Raw genomic sequence first — 16818 nt, 5'->3', positions numbered from 1 at the left:
TAATAGAAACAAACACAAATTATGGAAATTTAATACAAAACCCTTCGCGCACGTTACACGTCTTTTATTTGAAGGGCCGAAGGAGGAAGACGCAACCTTGGGGAACAAAGAACCAACCAATTACCTTGATCTTACCAATAGGGAAGCGGTCCTTGAAACAATTATGGATGAATATGGCGATAGTGTTGTCTGGCTTGCTTTTAGCTACTTAAAAGATAAAGATAAGGCAGAAGATATTGCTCAAGAAGTGTTTATTATTTGTTATACGAAATTAGACACATTTAATGTGGAATCTTCTCTTAAATCTTGGGTTCTAACCATTACCGCAAATAAATGCAAGGATGTTCTTAAGAGCTGGGCTTATCGTAACATCACCTTCGCTCAATCCCTTTTAAGTACATTTAAGCATTCCGCTTCTGAACCTGATATGGTGCTCATTGGCTCAGAAGAGAATAATGAACTTGCATTAAACATACTTAAGCTTCCTACTAAATATCGCGAGGTTATCTTTCTTCATTATTTTGAAGATTTGAAAGTACAAGAAATCAGTGAACTGCTTTCCATTAATGAAAACTCCGTTAAAACTAGATTACGACGGGCAAGAATGCTTCTTAAAGAAATGTACTAGGGAGGGGCACAATGGAGAAACATTTTAAAAACCTTCGTACTAGGTTGCTTGATACAAAAGCTGTTACTTTTACTCGTTCCCATAAGAACAATGTTTGGAAAACAGTTAAGAGAGAGACTCGTCCAAAAAAGAAAAGTAGTTTTGGATCAGTGTTACATCAAAAAATCCCTGCTCTTCTTACTTATCTTACTCTTTTATTGATGCTAGTAGGAACCGGATTAATTGTTGCATCTGAGATTGGCATTTTGCCAGAAACGAATTCAGCTAGCGTCCACACGCTTACGGAAGAAGACTTATATAATGATGTCTTACACTCAGCATCTCTTATAAATAATGCCGATGATGAAGAAAAAATCCGCTCGATTGCCCTTTCTTACTTAGCTAACTATGATAATTGGAAAATCAGCAACCCAAAAGCGATCTATAAGGAACAGCCTGCGATTCTTGCTCAAGGTAGAATTACGGAAGGGTATTTTGAGAAAATGACATTTAGTATATGGATTGAACCAGATACAGGTCTTCCTCTCAATTTTGTCATCCGGAACCAACAAAGCAGTATTCTTGAAGAGTTCAGCTTACCAGGAGAAGCGCTCGCACAGGTTGAGCTACAAAAATAAAAAAATAAAGGCATCCGATAATTTGTCGGATGCCTTTCTATGTTATTTACATACATCATTTAATACTTCTGAAGTATGGAGAAGAAACTCACGGTCAAGATCTGGTAGTTCGTTTAGATCAATGCTAGTTAATAAATATTGATGAAACCGCTGAACATCTGCTTTAATTTCCTTCCGTTGCCCATCCGCGGTTAATATGAGTGCATCAAGTATCCCGTTTAACATGGATACATCATCTTTTCCATAATGACGTATTTGATAGAACGATTTATAGAGATATTGAAAAAATGGTTTTGGCGTTGATAGAACGCGAAGGTTTCTTTCTTTATCAAAAAAAGCTTCTTTTGGGTCATACGAATGGCCGATTTTTGAAAGGATCGTACCAATTCGGTTCGTACAGTTAACTGCTGTATGCGGATCGTTCACTGATGGCGAGATCGCTCTAAGGGCGATATCTACGAGTTTTTGTATTGAAAACTCCAGGTCTTGATCATTGATTCTTTCTGTACCGATCGCAATTGAATTTAAGAAATTGTCAGTAGAAAAAGTGGAAGAGTCTTTCATCCATACCGTTGCGATTCTAGAACCTTCCTTTACGTAATTCCCTACATCAGAATTAAGTCGAATGATGCTTTCATTTTGAGTGGCGAGATCGACTAATTTCGAGTAAGGGATTTGCTGAATATAGCCCATCTTATGACTATATATCGGTATACCATCTTCTTCTCTAAGTTCACTTTCTTCCCAGCGATCCCATTTCTCGAACGTCTCACCTTCGTAAAGTTCACTTTTCTTTTCAACAAGGTATAGGGATCTTCTTGTGATTTTTTCAATTAAGTTATTTACCTGAACAAACGTGGCCGAATGATGAATAAATAAGATGAAGAACAGTAAACAAGTAATCGCAAGAATAACCGTTAAAAGTGGTGATAGAATAATTCGACTGTCTTTACCTGTTAAAAGAAGCATGTTAACAAGTGCAAAAACAAATCCCGCCACAAAAACACCTAGTACATGTTGTGTAAAACGGTCCGAGATAAAATCCTGTAATGTTCTCGGAGAAAATTGTGATGAATAAGTCGTCAACACAACCATAATGGATGAAAATGAAATCGTCGTCATCGTTAAAATAGCCGTAACCAGCGGAGCATAGAGTGACTGTGCAAGTTTCTCAGTTGCAAGAAATAGCTTCGGTAACGTCCCTTGAAGCTGCGACACATACATGATGTCTATCCATGTAGTGAGTCCTACTACCGCCAAAGAAATAAGGCCGTATACGACTGGCAGAAACCAGAAACTATTGCGTAGGTTAATTGATGTTTTAGAATAATTCATTCATTAGAGTCCTCTTTCACTATTATGTCATCTAATTCTTGTTCCCTCTTTCCATTATCCTAATCACTTTATATAAACAGCAAAATTTTCCTAGGATAAATCGAACGGCTTATATTAGTAAATGAAAGGAAGCAGTCGGTATCTTTCCTTCCCCCATTCGTAATAAGTTTTCCCAACAGAATCGAAGAGCATTCTTTCTTCGATACGTATTCGATAAAGAAGGGCAGGAACAAGCAATAGAAATGATAATATCCCGCCTCCCCAGGTACCTATGTAGATTGGCAGCCCAACTAAAGTAAGAAGCAATCCTGTGTATAGGGGATGACGCAATAAACGATAAGGACCTGAACTGACAAGGTCGACTTTTTGTTCTACGATCACGTTTCTCGAAAAAAAACGCCCCAGTTCTTGAATCCCCCAATACCTTAACCCAATTCCACTAGCATATAGAAGTAGCCCTAGCAATTCAGTAAACGGAGATTCATTAAAAACGAAAAGATTACGTTCACTAAAGATAATGGAACCTACAATGGCTAAACTAATCATACTTAGAATCAAAACAAAAGATCGCTTTTCAGAAGATGATGATTCCGTACTTTTTTTCCCTCGTTTCATCACAAACTCGCTAATCCATAAAACAGTCAATAAAACAAATAGTACATCGATTATGATCATGCCATCACCCTTTCGACATCCTTTTATCAGCAGTATACCAGAGTTCTTTCCTTACTGACTGATCTGTGTCTGTTTCTTTTTGCATAAATCTTAACTTTTATGCACACCACCATTATGTAAGCCCTTACAAAACAGCTAATCCAATTAATTATTCCATACAATCAAACGTATAAAATGGATTAAATTGTAAATTTATTTTGTTATACAGTCTTTATATACCGTGATAAGCCAGCCTCTCATCTTCTAAGCTTATGTGAAACGAGTTTAGAGCGAGCATCGTCCAAATTCATACTTATTCTCCTCGTATACGGACTATTTGGGCATGTGATGTTGTCACGATATGACCGTTTGTTATACTCATTACAGTCAATTGATTAAAGCAATCACACATTTAACGGCAAGTTATATAGGAGTGAAATAATGAATCTAAACGACGGAAAAAAACGAATCGTAATTAAAATCGGAAGCAGCTCACTAACGAGCAGACTAGGTGACATTAGCCGAAGAAAACTAGAAAGACTAGTAGACGATATTGTAATGTTAAAAGATGAAGGCCATGAAGTTCTCCTTGTGTCATCAGGAGCAGTAGCCGCTGGTTACCGCCGTCTAGGGTGCCTTGAACGGCCAACATCCCTTTCAGAAAAACAGGCCGCTGCATCAATTGGTCAGGGACTGTTAATGGAAGCTTATTCAGAACGCTTCATATCTCACGGCTATACTGCTTCACAAATTCTGATTACGCGCAGTGACTTTTCTGATCGCAAAAGATACAATAACGCACGCAATACAATTAATGTACTATTAGAAAGAGGAATTGTTCCAATCGTTAATGAAAATGATACGGTAACAGTTGAACGCTTAAAATTTGGAGACAATGATACACTATCTGCAAAAGTGGCTGCACTCGTAAGTGCTGACCAGCTTATTATTCTTTCAGATATAGATGGGTTATATAGTGAAGATCCTAGAAAGAATCCTGACGCGAAACTATTAGAACACGTCACTGAAATCACACCAGAAATTGAAGAATCTGCCGGAGAACCTGGTAGCTCTGTCGGTACTGGTGGCATGAGATCCAAAATTGATGCTGTTAAAATTGCGATGGCATCAGGTACACCTTCATTCTTAGGTAATGCGACTACAAAAGGAATTATTTATAACGCGGTTCATCAAACTGCTACCGGAACGTACTTTACACCGGAAGGTCAAGCTGAGCTTGATAATAAGAAACAATGGATTGCATTTAATTCAGGTCCTGAAGGTGAAGTCATCGTGACAGATAAAGCAAGCTCTGAAATCTCTGAACATGAACGTAGCTTACAACCTGTAGGCGTGCATTATGTACACGGACACTTTAAGCCAGGAGCTGTTGTGAAACTAACAGACATGGACGGTGCAGAAATCGGTCTTGGTGTAACGAACTACTCTTCCAAGCATTTGAAAATGATTAAAGGACTTTCTACTGGTGAGATTTCTGAGCTTATCGATATTTCAGTGAAAGAAGCCGTCCACATTAACGATTTCGTTTATCACGATCAGCTAGCTATTCCACTCGGCTCGTAATAAAATAAGAATAAAAAATATAGGAGGCGTTTGATGACTACTCTAGATCCAATTAAAGTAGATGTTAAAGAACAAGCAAAGCAGGCACAGGGGGCTTCTAAAACCCTCTCCCTGCTAACAACTGAGGAAAAAAACCAGGCGTTGCTCATTATTGCAGACGAACTTGAGAAAGAAACAGACTATATATTAAACGAGAATAAAAAAGATCTTGAGCGCGGGAAAGAAAAAGGGTTTACAGAAGCGTTCATGGATCGCTTAAGTTTATCAGAAGAGCGTGTGAAAGACTTTGCGAATGGACTTCGCGAAGTGGCTGAGCTCGAAGACCCAGTAGGAGAAGTCATTTCGGACTGGTCACTTGATAATGGTATGCAAGTCGAACAAGTCCGCGTTCCACTAGGCGTTATCGGTATGATTTATGAAGCACGACCTAACGTAACGGTTGATGCAACCGGCCTTGCTCTTAAATCAGGTAATGCAATTGTACTAAAAGGTGGCTCTAACGCTCTTAACTCAAATAAAGGAATTGTTCGCGTCATTCATGCAGCACTTCCAAAAACAAAAATCCCTGTAGAAGCTGTGCAGCTTATTGCAACAACTGATCGTGAAGCAACAAGTCAGCTCTTTACAATGAAAGAACACATTGATGTTCTCATTCCTCGTGGAGGTGGCGCCCTTATTAACACTGTTGTAAACAATGCAACGGTACCAGTCCTTGAGACGGGGGTAGGAAACTGCCACATCTATTTTGATCAGTCAGCTGAAGTTGACAAAGCCATTAACATTTTAATCAATGCGAAAACTGACCGCCCTGCGGTTTGTAACGCCGTAGAAACGCTAATCGTTCATAAAAAATGGCTTGAAGAAAATCAAGATGCTCTTGAAAAAGCATTAGCTGAAAATAACATTAAAGTTCACGGTGATGACCATATCGTAAACACATTTAAAGATGCTGTCCTTGCTGACGAAGATGACTGGAGTAACGAATACCTTGGTCTTGAAATTGCAATCAAAACAGTCGAAAATACGCAAGAAGCGATCTATCATATTGAACAATATGGCACGAAACACTCTGAAGCGATTATTACAGAAGATGCAACATCAGCTTCTCTATTCCGCAATCTTGTAGATGCAGCTGCTGTTTATCATAATGCATCTACTCGCTTTACAGATGGTTCTGCTCTAGGCTTTGGTGCAGAAATCGGCATATCAACACAAAAGCTACATGCCAGAGGTCCTATGGGACTACCTGCTTTAACTACGATTAAATATTGCATGACAGGTACTGGTCAAACTAGATAATGTAACTTCCACCACCCTTTTAATAAAAGGGTGGTTTTTTTGCGTTATATCACCATCTACAAATAAATTGAGCATAATTTTCGTTTATCACTAGGTTACGCTTTATAATGGTAACCATCATTTAATCGCAGAGAGGATGAGGGAAATGAACCACAACAAATTATTTACATCAGCTAATCTTGGAAAGCTTTCACTAAAAAATCGGTTCATCGTCGCGCCTATGACTCGCATTACCGCTACAGATGACGGAAGTGCTACTACGACCATGCGCGATTACTATGAACGTTTTGCGAAAGGAGGTTTCAGTGCTGTTATCACTGAAGGCATCTATACAGATGAGCTTTACAGCCAGGGCTATTTAAATCAGCCTGGTTTAACGAATCATAATCATATAGAGACCTGGAAAAATGTCACTTCATCCGTTCATGAATACGGAACTTCTATCATTGCTCAACTGATGCATGCTGGGGGTCAAAGTCAGGGAAATGCCTACACAGATGTCACAGTAGCTCCTTCACCTATCCCCCCAAAAGGAGAACAGCTTGGGTTTTATGGAGGATCAGGATCATTCAAAACACCGAAGTCTCTTTCTTTAGATGAAATAAAGGAAATAAGGCACTCATTTAAAAAAGCAGCTCGTCATGCGAGTGAAGCAGGATTTGATGGGGTTGAAATTCATGGTGCAAACGGGTATTTGCTTGACCAATTTTTAACAGACTATTTAAATGAGCGTGAAGATGAATATGGTGGATCACTTGAAAACCGACTTAAGCTTTTAGCAGAAGTGATCAAAGATGTGCGAAATGAAGTTGGAAAGAACTTTACTGTTGGTATTCGTTTATCTCAAATCAAAGTTGCTGACCCAGCCTATAAATGGCCTGAAGGAGAAAAATCAGCAAAGCTCATCTTTTCAACGTTAGAAAAAGAACTTGATTATATTCACGTAACTGAGCCTGATGGCACTCAACCTGCTTTTGGAGACGATTCTAAATCATTAGCTGCTGCTGCGAAAGCCTATAGCTCGATTCCTGTCATTGCAAATGGCCAGTTAGGTGCTCCTGATAAAGCAAGTAATCTTATCGAAAAGCACGAAGCTGATTTTGTTAGTCTTGGTACAAGCGCCCTTGCTAACCCTGATTACCCAAATCGCCTGCTAAACGGAAAAGAATTAAAAGTGTTTGATTTTGAGAGTACCCTCCTTCCTCTTGCCTATATTAAAGAACATGAATTGAAAGAGGAGATTATAAGAGACTAGAAACTAAGAGATCCTACTCCTTGCCATTGGAGTGGGATCTCTTAAGTTGTTTTCACACCATTATTAGCAATGATTGTAAGCACCCATACAAATCATAAGACTCTTATAACCTATTTTTTTGTTAAGATCTTCAACTAAAGTACACTAGAATGATGACGAACAAAGGAGGAAGCAACATGACATCCGTCTCAACTGAACATATCAAAAACACAAGAAACCATCTTCGTAAACAAAAACAAACGCTATAAATGATTATTGACCAATTCGATTCTACGTTAATGCAACTTACGAAAGCTGAACGTAAAACGAAATATAGTAAGATGAGCGAAAGTCCATTTAGCTTCTTTCGTGGGAGCGCGTATTTGTATTATTATGATGTGACACAAATACCTTTTCATTACCATACCCAAGATGATAAACCAACCTGGTTAGATGAGATTGATGAAAGCTTGAGACATTATGAAATGAAAGATATCGTTGAGAAAAAAGAAGCGGGCATTGGCTCTACAGGGTTAAAACGCTACCTTATCCTCGTTCACGGCGAAAGTGCTGAAGATCATTTAACTGATCTTATCCTTGAAATTAAGGAAGCTTGCACACCTATTCCAGCTTATTTCTTTCCATACGAACAGGCATTTTGGGATACAAATAAACATGAAGGTTTGAGGGTAATTAAAGCGCAACAAGCCATGCACCATAAGCAAGACCCTCACCTTGGTTACGTGACAATTAGCGATAAAGAATTCTATGTTAGAGAAAAATCACCTTATACAAAGGAAACCGAGCCAAAACACATAAAAGAATACAAAGATCTTAAACAAACTGTTAAGACGATGGGTCAAATTTCTGCCAAAATTCATGCTCGAGCGGATACTGACATTGATCACCATTATTTAACCTACCATAGTGAAACGGAAATTTTTCGTGTAATTGATGACTGGAAAAACCTACGTTATGAAGTGAATGAATGGGCCACATTTTATCAAAAACGTGTAAAAAAAGACTATGATATTTTCATAGAATGGTGCAAACAGAAAAACTATATCTAACGAAAAGCCTGCCGAATTCGGCAGGCTTTTCATTAAGCAGATTCATTTGAGGACATTGGCTTTTGATAAGTTAAAACAGTTTCTAGCAATGCTTTACATTGAGGCATCGAAAATTGAATTATTTTACCGAGCATAAAAGCAATGACAATACTTCCAATCCCAACAGGCCCTCCAAGTAACCAACCAAAAAGCAATACAGCGATTTCAATTCCGTTTCTTACCCAATCAATGCGCCAGCCCGTTTTTTCTACAATCAAGAGCATAATACCATCTCGTGGTCCTGCCCCAAGACCAGAGATTACATATAAACCAATACCATATCCGAGCACAACAATACCGACTATAAATACAATTCCCTGAGAAAGCAGCGTCACTGGATCCGGGAGAAGATATAGGAAGAAATCAATAAATAAACCGAGCAAAAGCATATTTAAAAAAGCGCCTAATTGCGGCATTGTTTTTGTGTACAGTGATGTGAATGCAAGTATAATAAATCCAGTAATGATAGACCAGCTACCAATCGTTAAACCAAATTGCTTAAATAATCCATAATGAAAGACGTCCCATGGACCAATTCCAAATGTTTTACCTTTAATAGTCATGGCAATGCCTAGACCAAGTACGGCGAGTCCTACGAAGAAAAATCCCCACCGAATGATTTTATTTCGCACAAAAAAGCCCCTCTCAAACAGAACAATTTCAAACCTTTGAAACTATATCACAGGATCGAAAACATAAAAACCAATCGGTAAACTAGGGAATACTTCCCTTAAATCTTTTTCAATCACTCGTAGTGAAATGCACGTTTCAACGAAAAGAATTAAATAGATTACAAGACAAAAAAACTGCCTGATGAAATCATCAGGCAGTTTTGTTCTTCAATTAAATTAGTCAAGTACTGTTACAGTAACTGTCTTACGACCAAAGTCTAGTGCATCTTGGCGATCAGCCATGAATAAATCAACTCGGTTACCCTGGATTGCACCGCCAGTATCTCCAGCAACTGCTTCTCCGTAACCTTCTACATGTACTTTAGAACCTAGTGGAATGACATCAGGGTCAACAGCAATTACTTTTTGATTTGGATTAGCTCTCAAATCAATACCAGTAGCTGTTACACCAGAGCATCCTGTACAGAATGCAGTGTAAGCTGTTGCTTCCATTTGAATTTCTTGACCACTTGCCTGTGAAGACTTACTTTCAGTGTTTGATTCTTTAGCAGGCGTGGAATTAGAAGTAGTAGATGTTTGAACTGCTTCCTTATTTGCAGCCTCTTTCTTAGCAGGTGCTTTTGGAGCAGGAGCACTACCACCGTTTAATACAGACCAAGTGTTCTTACCTGCAATACCGTCTACTGATAGACCGTTATCGGCCTGGAACGCACGAACAGCTTGTTCAGTGATCGGACCATAAATTCCGTCTACTGTATAGTTATAGTAACCACCAAGCTCTTCTTGTAGCGCTTGTACTTGATGACCGCGGTCACCTTGAACGAGCGTACGCATAGCTTGTCCATTATTTACGCTTTGCATTGCTGAAAATGTATTTGGACCTGCGATGCCGTCAACTGCAAGACCGTGTTCTTTTTGGAATTGCTTTACAGCACCTTCAGTAATTGATCCGTAATATCCTGTAGATTCATCATAGTTGAAATACCCTTTGGCAGACAGTACATCCTGTAACTCGACAACGTCGCCGTGTTTTTCACCATAAGAAAGTGTCTGATCTCCTAGTGCCGCCTCTGAAACTACCGGACTAGCAAACATCATTCCAGCTAGTGCTGTGGATGTAACCACGTTTCTTACAATGTTTTTACGAGCTACCATGTATACATTCCTCCTGAGAGTTTTTAATATTGGTGTTGGTTTGTTTATCTCTCAATCACCCATGTTCCACATGATAACAGGCAAATATAACACAGCGATTTTAGTCCAATAACAAGTCGGTTACATAAATATGACAGATTAATACGGTTTTTATAAACTTTGCACAATATAGTACTATATGCCCATTTACGTCATGTCTTTATTACAAATATGTCAAAAAACCAGTAAAAACCCTCGTTTTTGGTTCTTCACAAAGAATATAACTCTATCAAATCTTTTAAAATAAACTATTGCTTCCTACTGATTAGGTCTTTTAACCTATCATCTTTTCTTTTACATGAGAGTTCTTTAATTGAAAAGGAGTATCTAATTCATAAAGTCTTCTATAGCGGTCGCTCGACATTAGCAGTTCCTCATGCTTTCCTTCCATTACAATCTCACCTTCTTCCATAAATGCAATATGGTCCATTCTTTTCATCCCTACAAGATGATGGGTTACCCAAACGACTGTTTTCTTCTCAAGCACTTGAAAGATCGTAGAGAGCAAGGCTTGCTCTGTTCGTGGGTCGAGCCCAACTGTTGGTTCATCTAGTAAAACAACGTCTGTCTCTTGTATAAGAATACGAGCAAGGGCAATGCGCTGACGCTCTCCTCCTGAGAACCGCATACCCGCTTCTTGCATAGACGTTTGATAGCCTTCAGGTAATGCAACAATAAAGTCATGAAGTTGGACGCTTTTCGCTGCTTCATAGACCTCTTCATCCGAAGCCGATGGCTTCCCAAGTCGAATATTATTCAATACCGAAGTATCAAAAAGATACGGTTGTTGATTTAGCACACTTAAGAGCTGTTTATCACCCTTAGACCGAGCTGTCTCTCTACCTTTTATCGATACACTCCCTTCAGAAGGAGAATAGATTCCTTTCATAAGCTTAAGCAGGGTCGTTTTACCGGAACCACTTGGACCAAGAATAGCAAGTTTTGTTCCCTCAGGTATGTTTAGATTGATATCTTTCAGTATCCATTGACCCTCTTTCGTTTGATAACTAACCTTATCCAAGCAAAGATGACTATTCTTCCATACGTTTTTCTCATCATCTTTTTCCCCATCAGGTTGCTCCAATGACAATCCTTTCAATCGATTTATCGAATCTTCATATCCTGGGAGTTCACTCACAGCATCAGAGAGTGGAAGAAAAGCTTCTGTTAATGGAAAGACTATAAGAACAAATGCAGCAATTAGCGTATGGGAAACCTGTCCATTCATACTTTGATTCCCTGTCCAAACAAGCATCGATAACACAATAATGGCAACAATACACTGAGCAGCAAAATTTCGATAAGAAACAAAAGTAGACCGACGCCTCTCTTCCTTATAAATCTCATCATCCTCTTTTTCAACATTTTCAATAAACGTTTTCTGATGACCGCTAAAGACCCAGTCTCCAATTCCAACGACACCATCTGTTAGCGTGCTGTATTGAGAGCTACGACGACTTTTTAGCTTTGCTACATTTTTACGCGTAACTAATAAGGACACTAAAGGAAAGAGAAAGACGAGAATAGCGCCATAAATAGCCATTAATCCTGCAAATACCCAGGAGAAAGCGCCAAGCAACCCTATCGCAACAGCATATAAAAAGATTCCAATGACAGAAGGAAAAATCGTCTTTACGTAAACATCCTGCAAATATTCAATGTCCTCTGCCATTACACCAAGGAGATCTCCTGTTTTTATACTGGCTCCTTCTTTTAAAATTCTCGGTTCAATAGTTTCGTATAATCGAGAGCGCATATGTGAAAGAACCTTTAGAATAATATGGTGACCTAGCAACTTCTCACTATACCTTGAAACGGCACGTAAGATGCCAAATGTCCTTACTGCAACAATTGGCACATAGATTAGTAGAAGGTTTTCCGGTTTAGTCGCAGCTTTAGAAATGAGAAATCCGGATGTAAACATAAGAAAAGCTGCTGAGAAGGCTGTCACTAAACCGAGTAAGATGACTAGCGAAAAGAGCTTTGCATTTTCTTTTAAATATGGAAGAATCCATCCTTTCTTCTCCATTATGAGACTCCCTCCATTTGTAAACATACCATTTGATAGTAGCTACCTCTACGAGACATAAGCTCTTCATGAGTACCAACCTCAACCAATTTTCCTTTTTCAAGCATTAGAATCAGGTCCATTTCCATCATCCAATGCAAACGATGCGTGGCCATGAAGACAAGTTTATCTTCTAATAATGGAAGGATTTTTTTCTTTATGTCGTATTCTGTTTCAACATCAAGCTGGGCTGTTGGCTCATCAAGAAGCAGAATGGAGCGATCTTCAAGAAATGCGCGAGCTAACGCGATCCTCTGTGCCTGACCACCACTTATTTCTCTTCCACCTTCTCCAATCTTTTCATTTAAGCCATTAGGAAGTTGATCAATCACTTTCCTCAAACCAGCTGCTTCTGCTGCGCGTCCAACTTCTTCTAATGAAGCGTTGTGGTTATAGAAACGAATATTGTTTGCTAACGAATCATGAAAAAGATGAGGGTCCTGTGGAATATAGAATAACTGCTTCTGCCATTCCTCATGCTTTAGATGGGTCAATTCCTGCCCATTTATCTCAATGGTCCCTTCACTTCCTTCAAGAAATCCTCCCAATATGTCAATCAAGGTCGATTTACCAGAACCACTTTCTCCAATGATCCCTATTTTCTGCTTTCCTTTTACTGAAAAAGAGATATTTTGAAGAGCTTTCCTTTCATTTCCATGATCTACAGAAAGATGCTGAATCGTTAAAAGATCTTTATCGGACCAATGAGGAATCGTTCCATTCTCTTCTTTGAAGTCTGGTGTTTGAATCATATCCAATAACCTTCTTCCTGCTTCTTGTCCATCCAACGTGGCATGATAATCATTTCCCAGCTCACGAACTGGAAGAAAAAATTCAGGAGAAAGAATTAAAATCATAAGAGCTGGCATTAAGGATATCTCTCCTTCTACAAGGCGCAATCCAAGAAATACAGCGACTGCAGCGATTCCTAACATTGTAAAAAAGTCGAGAGCAAACGAAGAGAGAAAAGCGACTCGAAGCGTACTCATCGTTGATTTCCGATATTTCTCACTCACTTCCTTAATACTTGCGGCGTGCTTTTCACTCAACCCAAGATACTTCAGCGTTTCAAGTCCACGAAGGGAATCAACAAAATGATTGGATAAAACGCGATGTGTGCTCCACTGCTTATCCGCTTTCTTCTTTGCAGCCAATCCAAGTAAAATCAGAAACCCAATCAATATCGGCAAAGTTAGACTTAAAATAATGGCTGACGTCACATCAAGAGTCCAAACAGAGATAAGGACAAGAGGAGCAACAATAAGCATGGCCGTTAATTTCGGAATAAATAACTCTAAATAAAGACGGAATTGTTTTGTCCCGTCAATTAGTAATGTAACAAGATTGCCCGTTCCCCATTTTGCTGCATAGTGTGGACCTAACGCAAACAATTTCGCAACAGCATCTTTCTTTAAAGAAGCAGCCGTTTGAGCAGCATAACGATCGGTTACTTTGGTCATGATCAACTTAACAAGATGCCTCATAATAAAAGCTATGAGGAAAAGCGAAACAACGGAATAAATTCGTTGCAGTGCTTCTCCCTCAAAGAGTCTTGTTACTGCTTCTGCAAGCCATCTCGCCTGCAAGATAATCGCGATCCCTTGAAGAACGGTTAATAACGTTAGGATAAACAGCACCTTTTTGACGTCTTTTAATTGAAATAGAATTTTCCCCATTAGTAAATCATATCCTTACCATCTACGCGCTTTCTGAAAACATAGTAACTCCAGATTTGATAACCAAGAACAAAAGGAAGAAGTGTGAGCGCCACGATGGTCATGACCTTTAATGAATAATTTCCCGAAGCAGCATTATAAACGGTTAAATTATACGCGGCATCAATTGAGCTAATCATTACACGTGGGAATAAGGCTGCAAAGATGGTAGAAACCGTTAAAGCAATACCTGCACCAGTCATTCCAAACGCCCACCCATCACGCCGTTTTTTCAAAAATACAATCGCCAATAAATAACTGAGTACAATCAATCCTATAAGCGTTACACTCATAATACCTCGGTTACTGAATAAATCTGTTTCAAAATAAGAAAGTCCAACAAAAACTACTAATGAAGTCAAAACCCCATAAATCACTTTGCTCGCTAATTCTCGCGCACGCTTCTGAAGATCTCCAACAGTTTTCAGAGTAAGAAAGACAAGTCCATGTAAGAAACAGAGCATCGTTACTGTGACCCCACCGAGCACCGTGTATACATTCACATAATCACTAAAAGCCGCATGGATGTTCATTTGTTCATCAATAGGCATTCCCCTTAAAATACTTGTAAAGAGAACGCCAAACAGAAATGGCGGCATGATACTTCCAACGAAAACAACCCAGTCCCACGACTTGATCCACTTAGCGGTATCGACCTTCCCTCGAAATTCAAAAGCAACACCTCGTCCTATGAGTGCAAGAAGGACAAACACAAATGGTATATAATAACCGCTGAACATCGTTGCATACCAGTGTGGAAACGCCGCAAAGATGGCGCCTCCTCCTGTTAATAACCACACTTCATTCGCATCCCAAAATGGTCCAATCGTGTTCACCATTATTCGCCGCTCTAGTTCATTCCTTCCGAGGAAACGACTGGCCATACCCACCCCGAAATCAAACCCTTCGAGAAAGAAAAAACCAACAAACAAAACAGCAACAAGTATAAACCATAGTTCATTAAGTGTGATCATAAATAAGCCCCCTGATCAAACGGATCAACTGCCACCTCTTTGTCCTCATGAGCAGTATGTTCTGATCCCTTTTTAATTTCACGAATGAATAAGTAAACGAGTAAGATAGCAAGAATCATATAAATCAATGTAAATGATAGGAAGGAGAATAATAATGAGGCCTTTGATACGTTTGGAGAGATAGAGGCGGAAGTTGTCATCAATCCAAATACTGTCCACGGCTGCCTTCCAATTTCCGTCATAATCCATCCGGCTGAATTTGCTATAAAAGGAAACGATATCAGCCATACCATTCCTTTTAAATAAAATTGGCTACCCTCAAGCTTTTTGTAGAAATTCAGTAAAAGTCCGAGGAAGGATGTAAAAATCATTAGCATTCCTGCCCCAACCATAATGCGAAAGCTCCAGAAAGTTGTTTTAACTGGAGGAATATAATTCCCCTCTCCGTATTTTTCTTCATACTCTTTTTGCAAGGTCTTCATACCCGGTACTTCACCACTAAATTCTTCGTAAGCAAGGTAACTAAGTGCATAAGGTATGTTAATCTCAAATGAGTTTTCTTGATTTTTGGAGTCAAGCAGCGCAAAAGCTGTCCAGGCTGCCGGATCGCCACTGTCTTCCCATAACGCTTCACTAGCCGCCATCTTCATTGGCTGAGATTCCATCAAATGCTTCGCTTGTGCATGACCACTGAACGCGACGCCCATCCCAGAAACAAAAGCAACAATCATCGCAATGTTAAACGACTTTTTAAAAAAGGCCACTTCCTGTTTACGGAGAATTTTATATGCACTAACACCTCCGATAAAGAAAGCTCCTGTAGCGAGTGCACCGAAGATAACGTGAGGGAACTCAACAAAGAGCTGTGGATTTGTAAGTAGTGCAAAAAAATCGTTCATCTCTGCTCTTCCGTTTCGAATCACAAAACCTACTGGTTCCTGCATAAATGAATTTGCTGCAAGAATCCACAACGCTGACATCAACGTTCCGAGTGAGACGAGCCAAATACAAATTAAATGAAGTTTCTTTGATAAGCGATCCCATCCAAAAATCCATAGACCAATAAACGTTGATTCCATAAAGAAGGCAAGCAACGCTTCAATCGCGAGCGGAGCTCCAAACACATCACCAACAAATCGAGAATACTCAGACCAGTTCATCCCAAACTGAAATTCCTGGATAATTCCCGTCACGACCCCAACAGCAAAGTTAATGAGAAACAAGTGTCCCCAGAATTTCGCCATTCGTTTATACACTTCTTCTCCTTTCACAACATAAAGCGTCTCCATGACCGCTACTAGAAAGACAAGCCCAATCGACAATGGAACAAACAAAAAGTGAAAAATCGTTGTTGATCCGAATTGTAGTCTTGCTAGAAATAGTTCACTCATACTAAATCCCCCTCCATCCTCTCTAATGACTATTCACATACGCGCAAAGTAACTAATACGTAAATAATCACCATTTAGATAAATTCTCCTATGACAAAAGTCTCTTTCGTTTCTTCTTTAGATTACCTTAGACGCTAAAATGAGTGAGCAGATGAATTTGAACGGTTTTTGTCTGTCTTGTGTGCGAATTTCAACAGTTGATTCAGAAAGGAAAAGAAAAGTGAGGGATGTCACAGACTGAAAGGAAACGTGTGGTCGTGGTTGATTTAAAAAGCTCTCATAGATATAGACATGGCAAAAAGCGCTTCACAATAGTGAAAAGCGCTTTTACAATCTACCAGTTTGTAATCTATTTATTTTAATAAACGAGGATAACAATTATTG

14 protein-coding genes are annotated in these 16818 nt (G+C 39.2%); 6 read left to right on the top strand and 8 right to left on the bottom strand.

Translation table 11 applies throughout. The annotated features are described in order from the left end of the window. The first annotated feature begins 97 nt into the window (after positions 1-97). Together LCL91_RS11975 and LCL91_RS11970 are read left to right on the top strand one after the other, a co-directional pair. A complete protein-coding gene (locus LCL91_RS11975; RefSeq protein ID WP_224882663.1) occupies positions 98-628 on the top strand; it encodes a sigma-70 family RNA polymerase sigma factor in 531 nt (176 codons plus the stop codon). Positions 629-639: 11 nt separating this feature from the next. Further along, the gene (locus tag LCL91_RS11970) at positions 640-1245 is read left to right on the top strand and encodes a hypothetical protein (RefSeq protein WP_224882662.1); all 606 of its coding nucleotides are present in this window, start codon (positions 640-642) and stop codon (positions 1243-1245) included. 42 nt (positions 1246-1287) lie between these two features. Here LCL91_RS11970 and LCL91_RS11965 read toward each other — a convergent pair whose 3' ends face one another. After that, positions 1288-2580, bottom strand: coding sequence for a DUF2254 domain-containing protein (locus LCL91_RS11965; RefSeq protein WP_224882660.1), 1293 nt, complete (start codon positions 2578-2580; stop codon positions 1288-1290). Between the two features lie 114 nt (positions 2581-2694). Further along, the gene (locus tag LCL91_RS11960; protein WP_224882657.1) at positions 2695-3255 is read right to left on the bottom strand and encodes a methyltransferase family protein; all 561 of its coding nucleotides are present in this window, start codon (positions 3253-3255) and stop codon (positions 2695-2697) included. Positions 3256-3675: 420 nt separating this feature from the next. Between LCL91_RS11960 and proB the strand changes: the two genes are divergently transcribed. From proB to LCL91_RS11940, 4 genes are all read left to right on the top strand, one after another. Continuing rightward, on the top strand, positions 3676-4818 hold the full coding sequence (gene proB, locus LCL91_RS11955; protein WP_224882656.1) for a glutamate 5-kinase: 1143 nt from the start codon (positions 3676-3678) through the stop codon (positions 4816-4818). Positions 4819-4851: 33 nt separating this feature from the next. After that, positions 4852-6117, top strand: a complete 1266-nt coding sequence (locus LCL91_RS11950) for a glutamate-5-semialdehyde dehydrogenase (RefSeq protein WP_224882655.1) — start codon at positions 4852-4854, stop codon at positions 6115-6117. Positions 6118-6262: 145 nt separating this feature from the next. Beyond that, positions 6263-7372, top strand: a complete 1110-nt coding sequence (locus tag LCL91_RS11945) for an NADH:flavin oxidoreductase (RefSeq protein ID WP_224882654.1) — start codon at positions 6263-6265, stop codon at positions 7370-7372. Positions 7373-7620: 248 nt separating this feature from the next. Next, the gene (locus LCL91_RS11940; RefSeq protein ID WP_369522952.1) at positions 7621-8421 is read left to right on the top strand and encodes a DUF2252 family protein; all 801 of its coding nucleotides are present in this window, start codon (positions 7621-7623) and stop codon (positions 8419-8421) included. 32 nt (positions 8422-8453) lie between these two features. Here LCL91_RS11940 and LCL91_RS11935 read toward each other — a convergent pair whose 3' ends face one another. The 6 genes from LCL91_RS11935 to LCL91_RS11910 form a co-directional block, all read right to left on the bottom strand. Beyond that, a complete protein-coding gene (locus tag LCL91_RS11935) occupies positions 8454-9092 on the bottom strand; it encodes a YczE/YyaS/YitT family protein (protein ID WP_224882650.1) in 639 nt (212 codons plus the stop codon). 216 nt (positions 9093-9308) lie between these two features. Next, the gene (locus LCL91_RS11930) at positions 9309-10247 is read right to left on the bottom strand and encodes a peptidoglycan-binding protein (RefSeq protein ID WP_098444676.1); all 939 of its coding nucleotides are present in this window, start codon (positions 10245-10247) and stop codon (positions 9309-9311) included. Between the two features lie 313 nt (positions 10248-10560). Beyond that, complete coding sequence (cydC, locus tag LCL91_RS11925; RefSeq protein ID WP_224882648.1) at positions 10561-12315, bottom strand: thiol reductant ABC exporter subunit CydC; 1755 nt, start codon at positions 12313-12315, stop codon at positions 10561-10563. Beyond that, positions 12315-14030 carry a thiol reductant ABC exporter subunit CydD gene (gene cydD, locus LCL91_RS11920; protein WP_224882646.1) on the bottom strand — a complete coding sequence of 572 codons (1716 nt, stop codon included), beginning with the start codon at positions 14028-14030 and terminating at the stop codon, positions 12315-12317. The genes cydC and cydD overlap by 1 nt, the downstream gene beginning before the upstream one ends. After that, a complete protein-coding gene (cydB, locus tag LCL91_RS11915; protein ID WP_224882643.1) occupies positions 14030-15043 on the bottom strand; it encodes a cytochrome d ubiquinol oxidase subunit II in 1014 nt (337 codons plus the stop codon). Before cydB ends, cydD begins: the two co-directional genes overlap by 1 nt. Continuing rightward, positions 15040-16434 carry a cytochrome ubiquinol oxidase subunit I gene (locus LCL91_RS11910; protein WP_224882641.1) on the bottom strand — a complete coding sequence of 465 codons (1395 nt, stop codon included), beginning with the start codon at positions 16432-16434 and terminating at the stop codon, positions 15040-15042. Before LCL91_RS11910 ends, cydB begins: the two co-directional genes overlap by 4 nt. Between the last annotated feature and the right edge of the window lie 384 nt (positions 16435-16818).

It is taken from the genome of Guptibacillus hwajinpoensis (assembly GCF_020171785.1).
Taxonomy (GTDB): domain Bacteria; phylum Bacillota; class Bacilli; order Bacillales; family Guptibacillaceae; genus Guptibacillus; species Guptibacillus sedimenti.
This window is presented reverse-complemented; position numbering and strand designations above follow the sequence as displayed.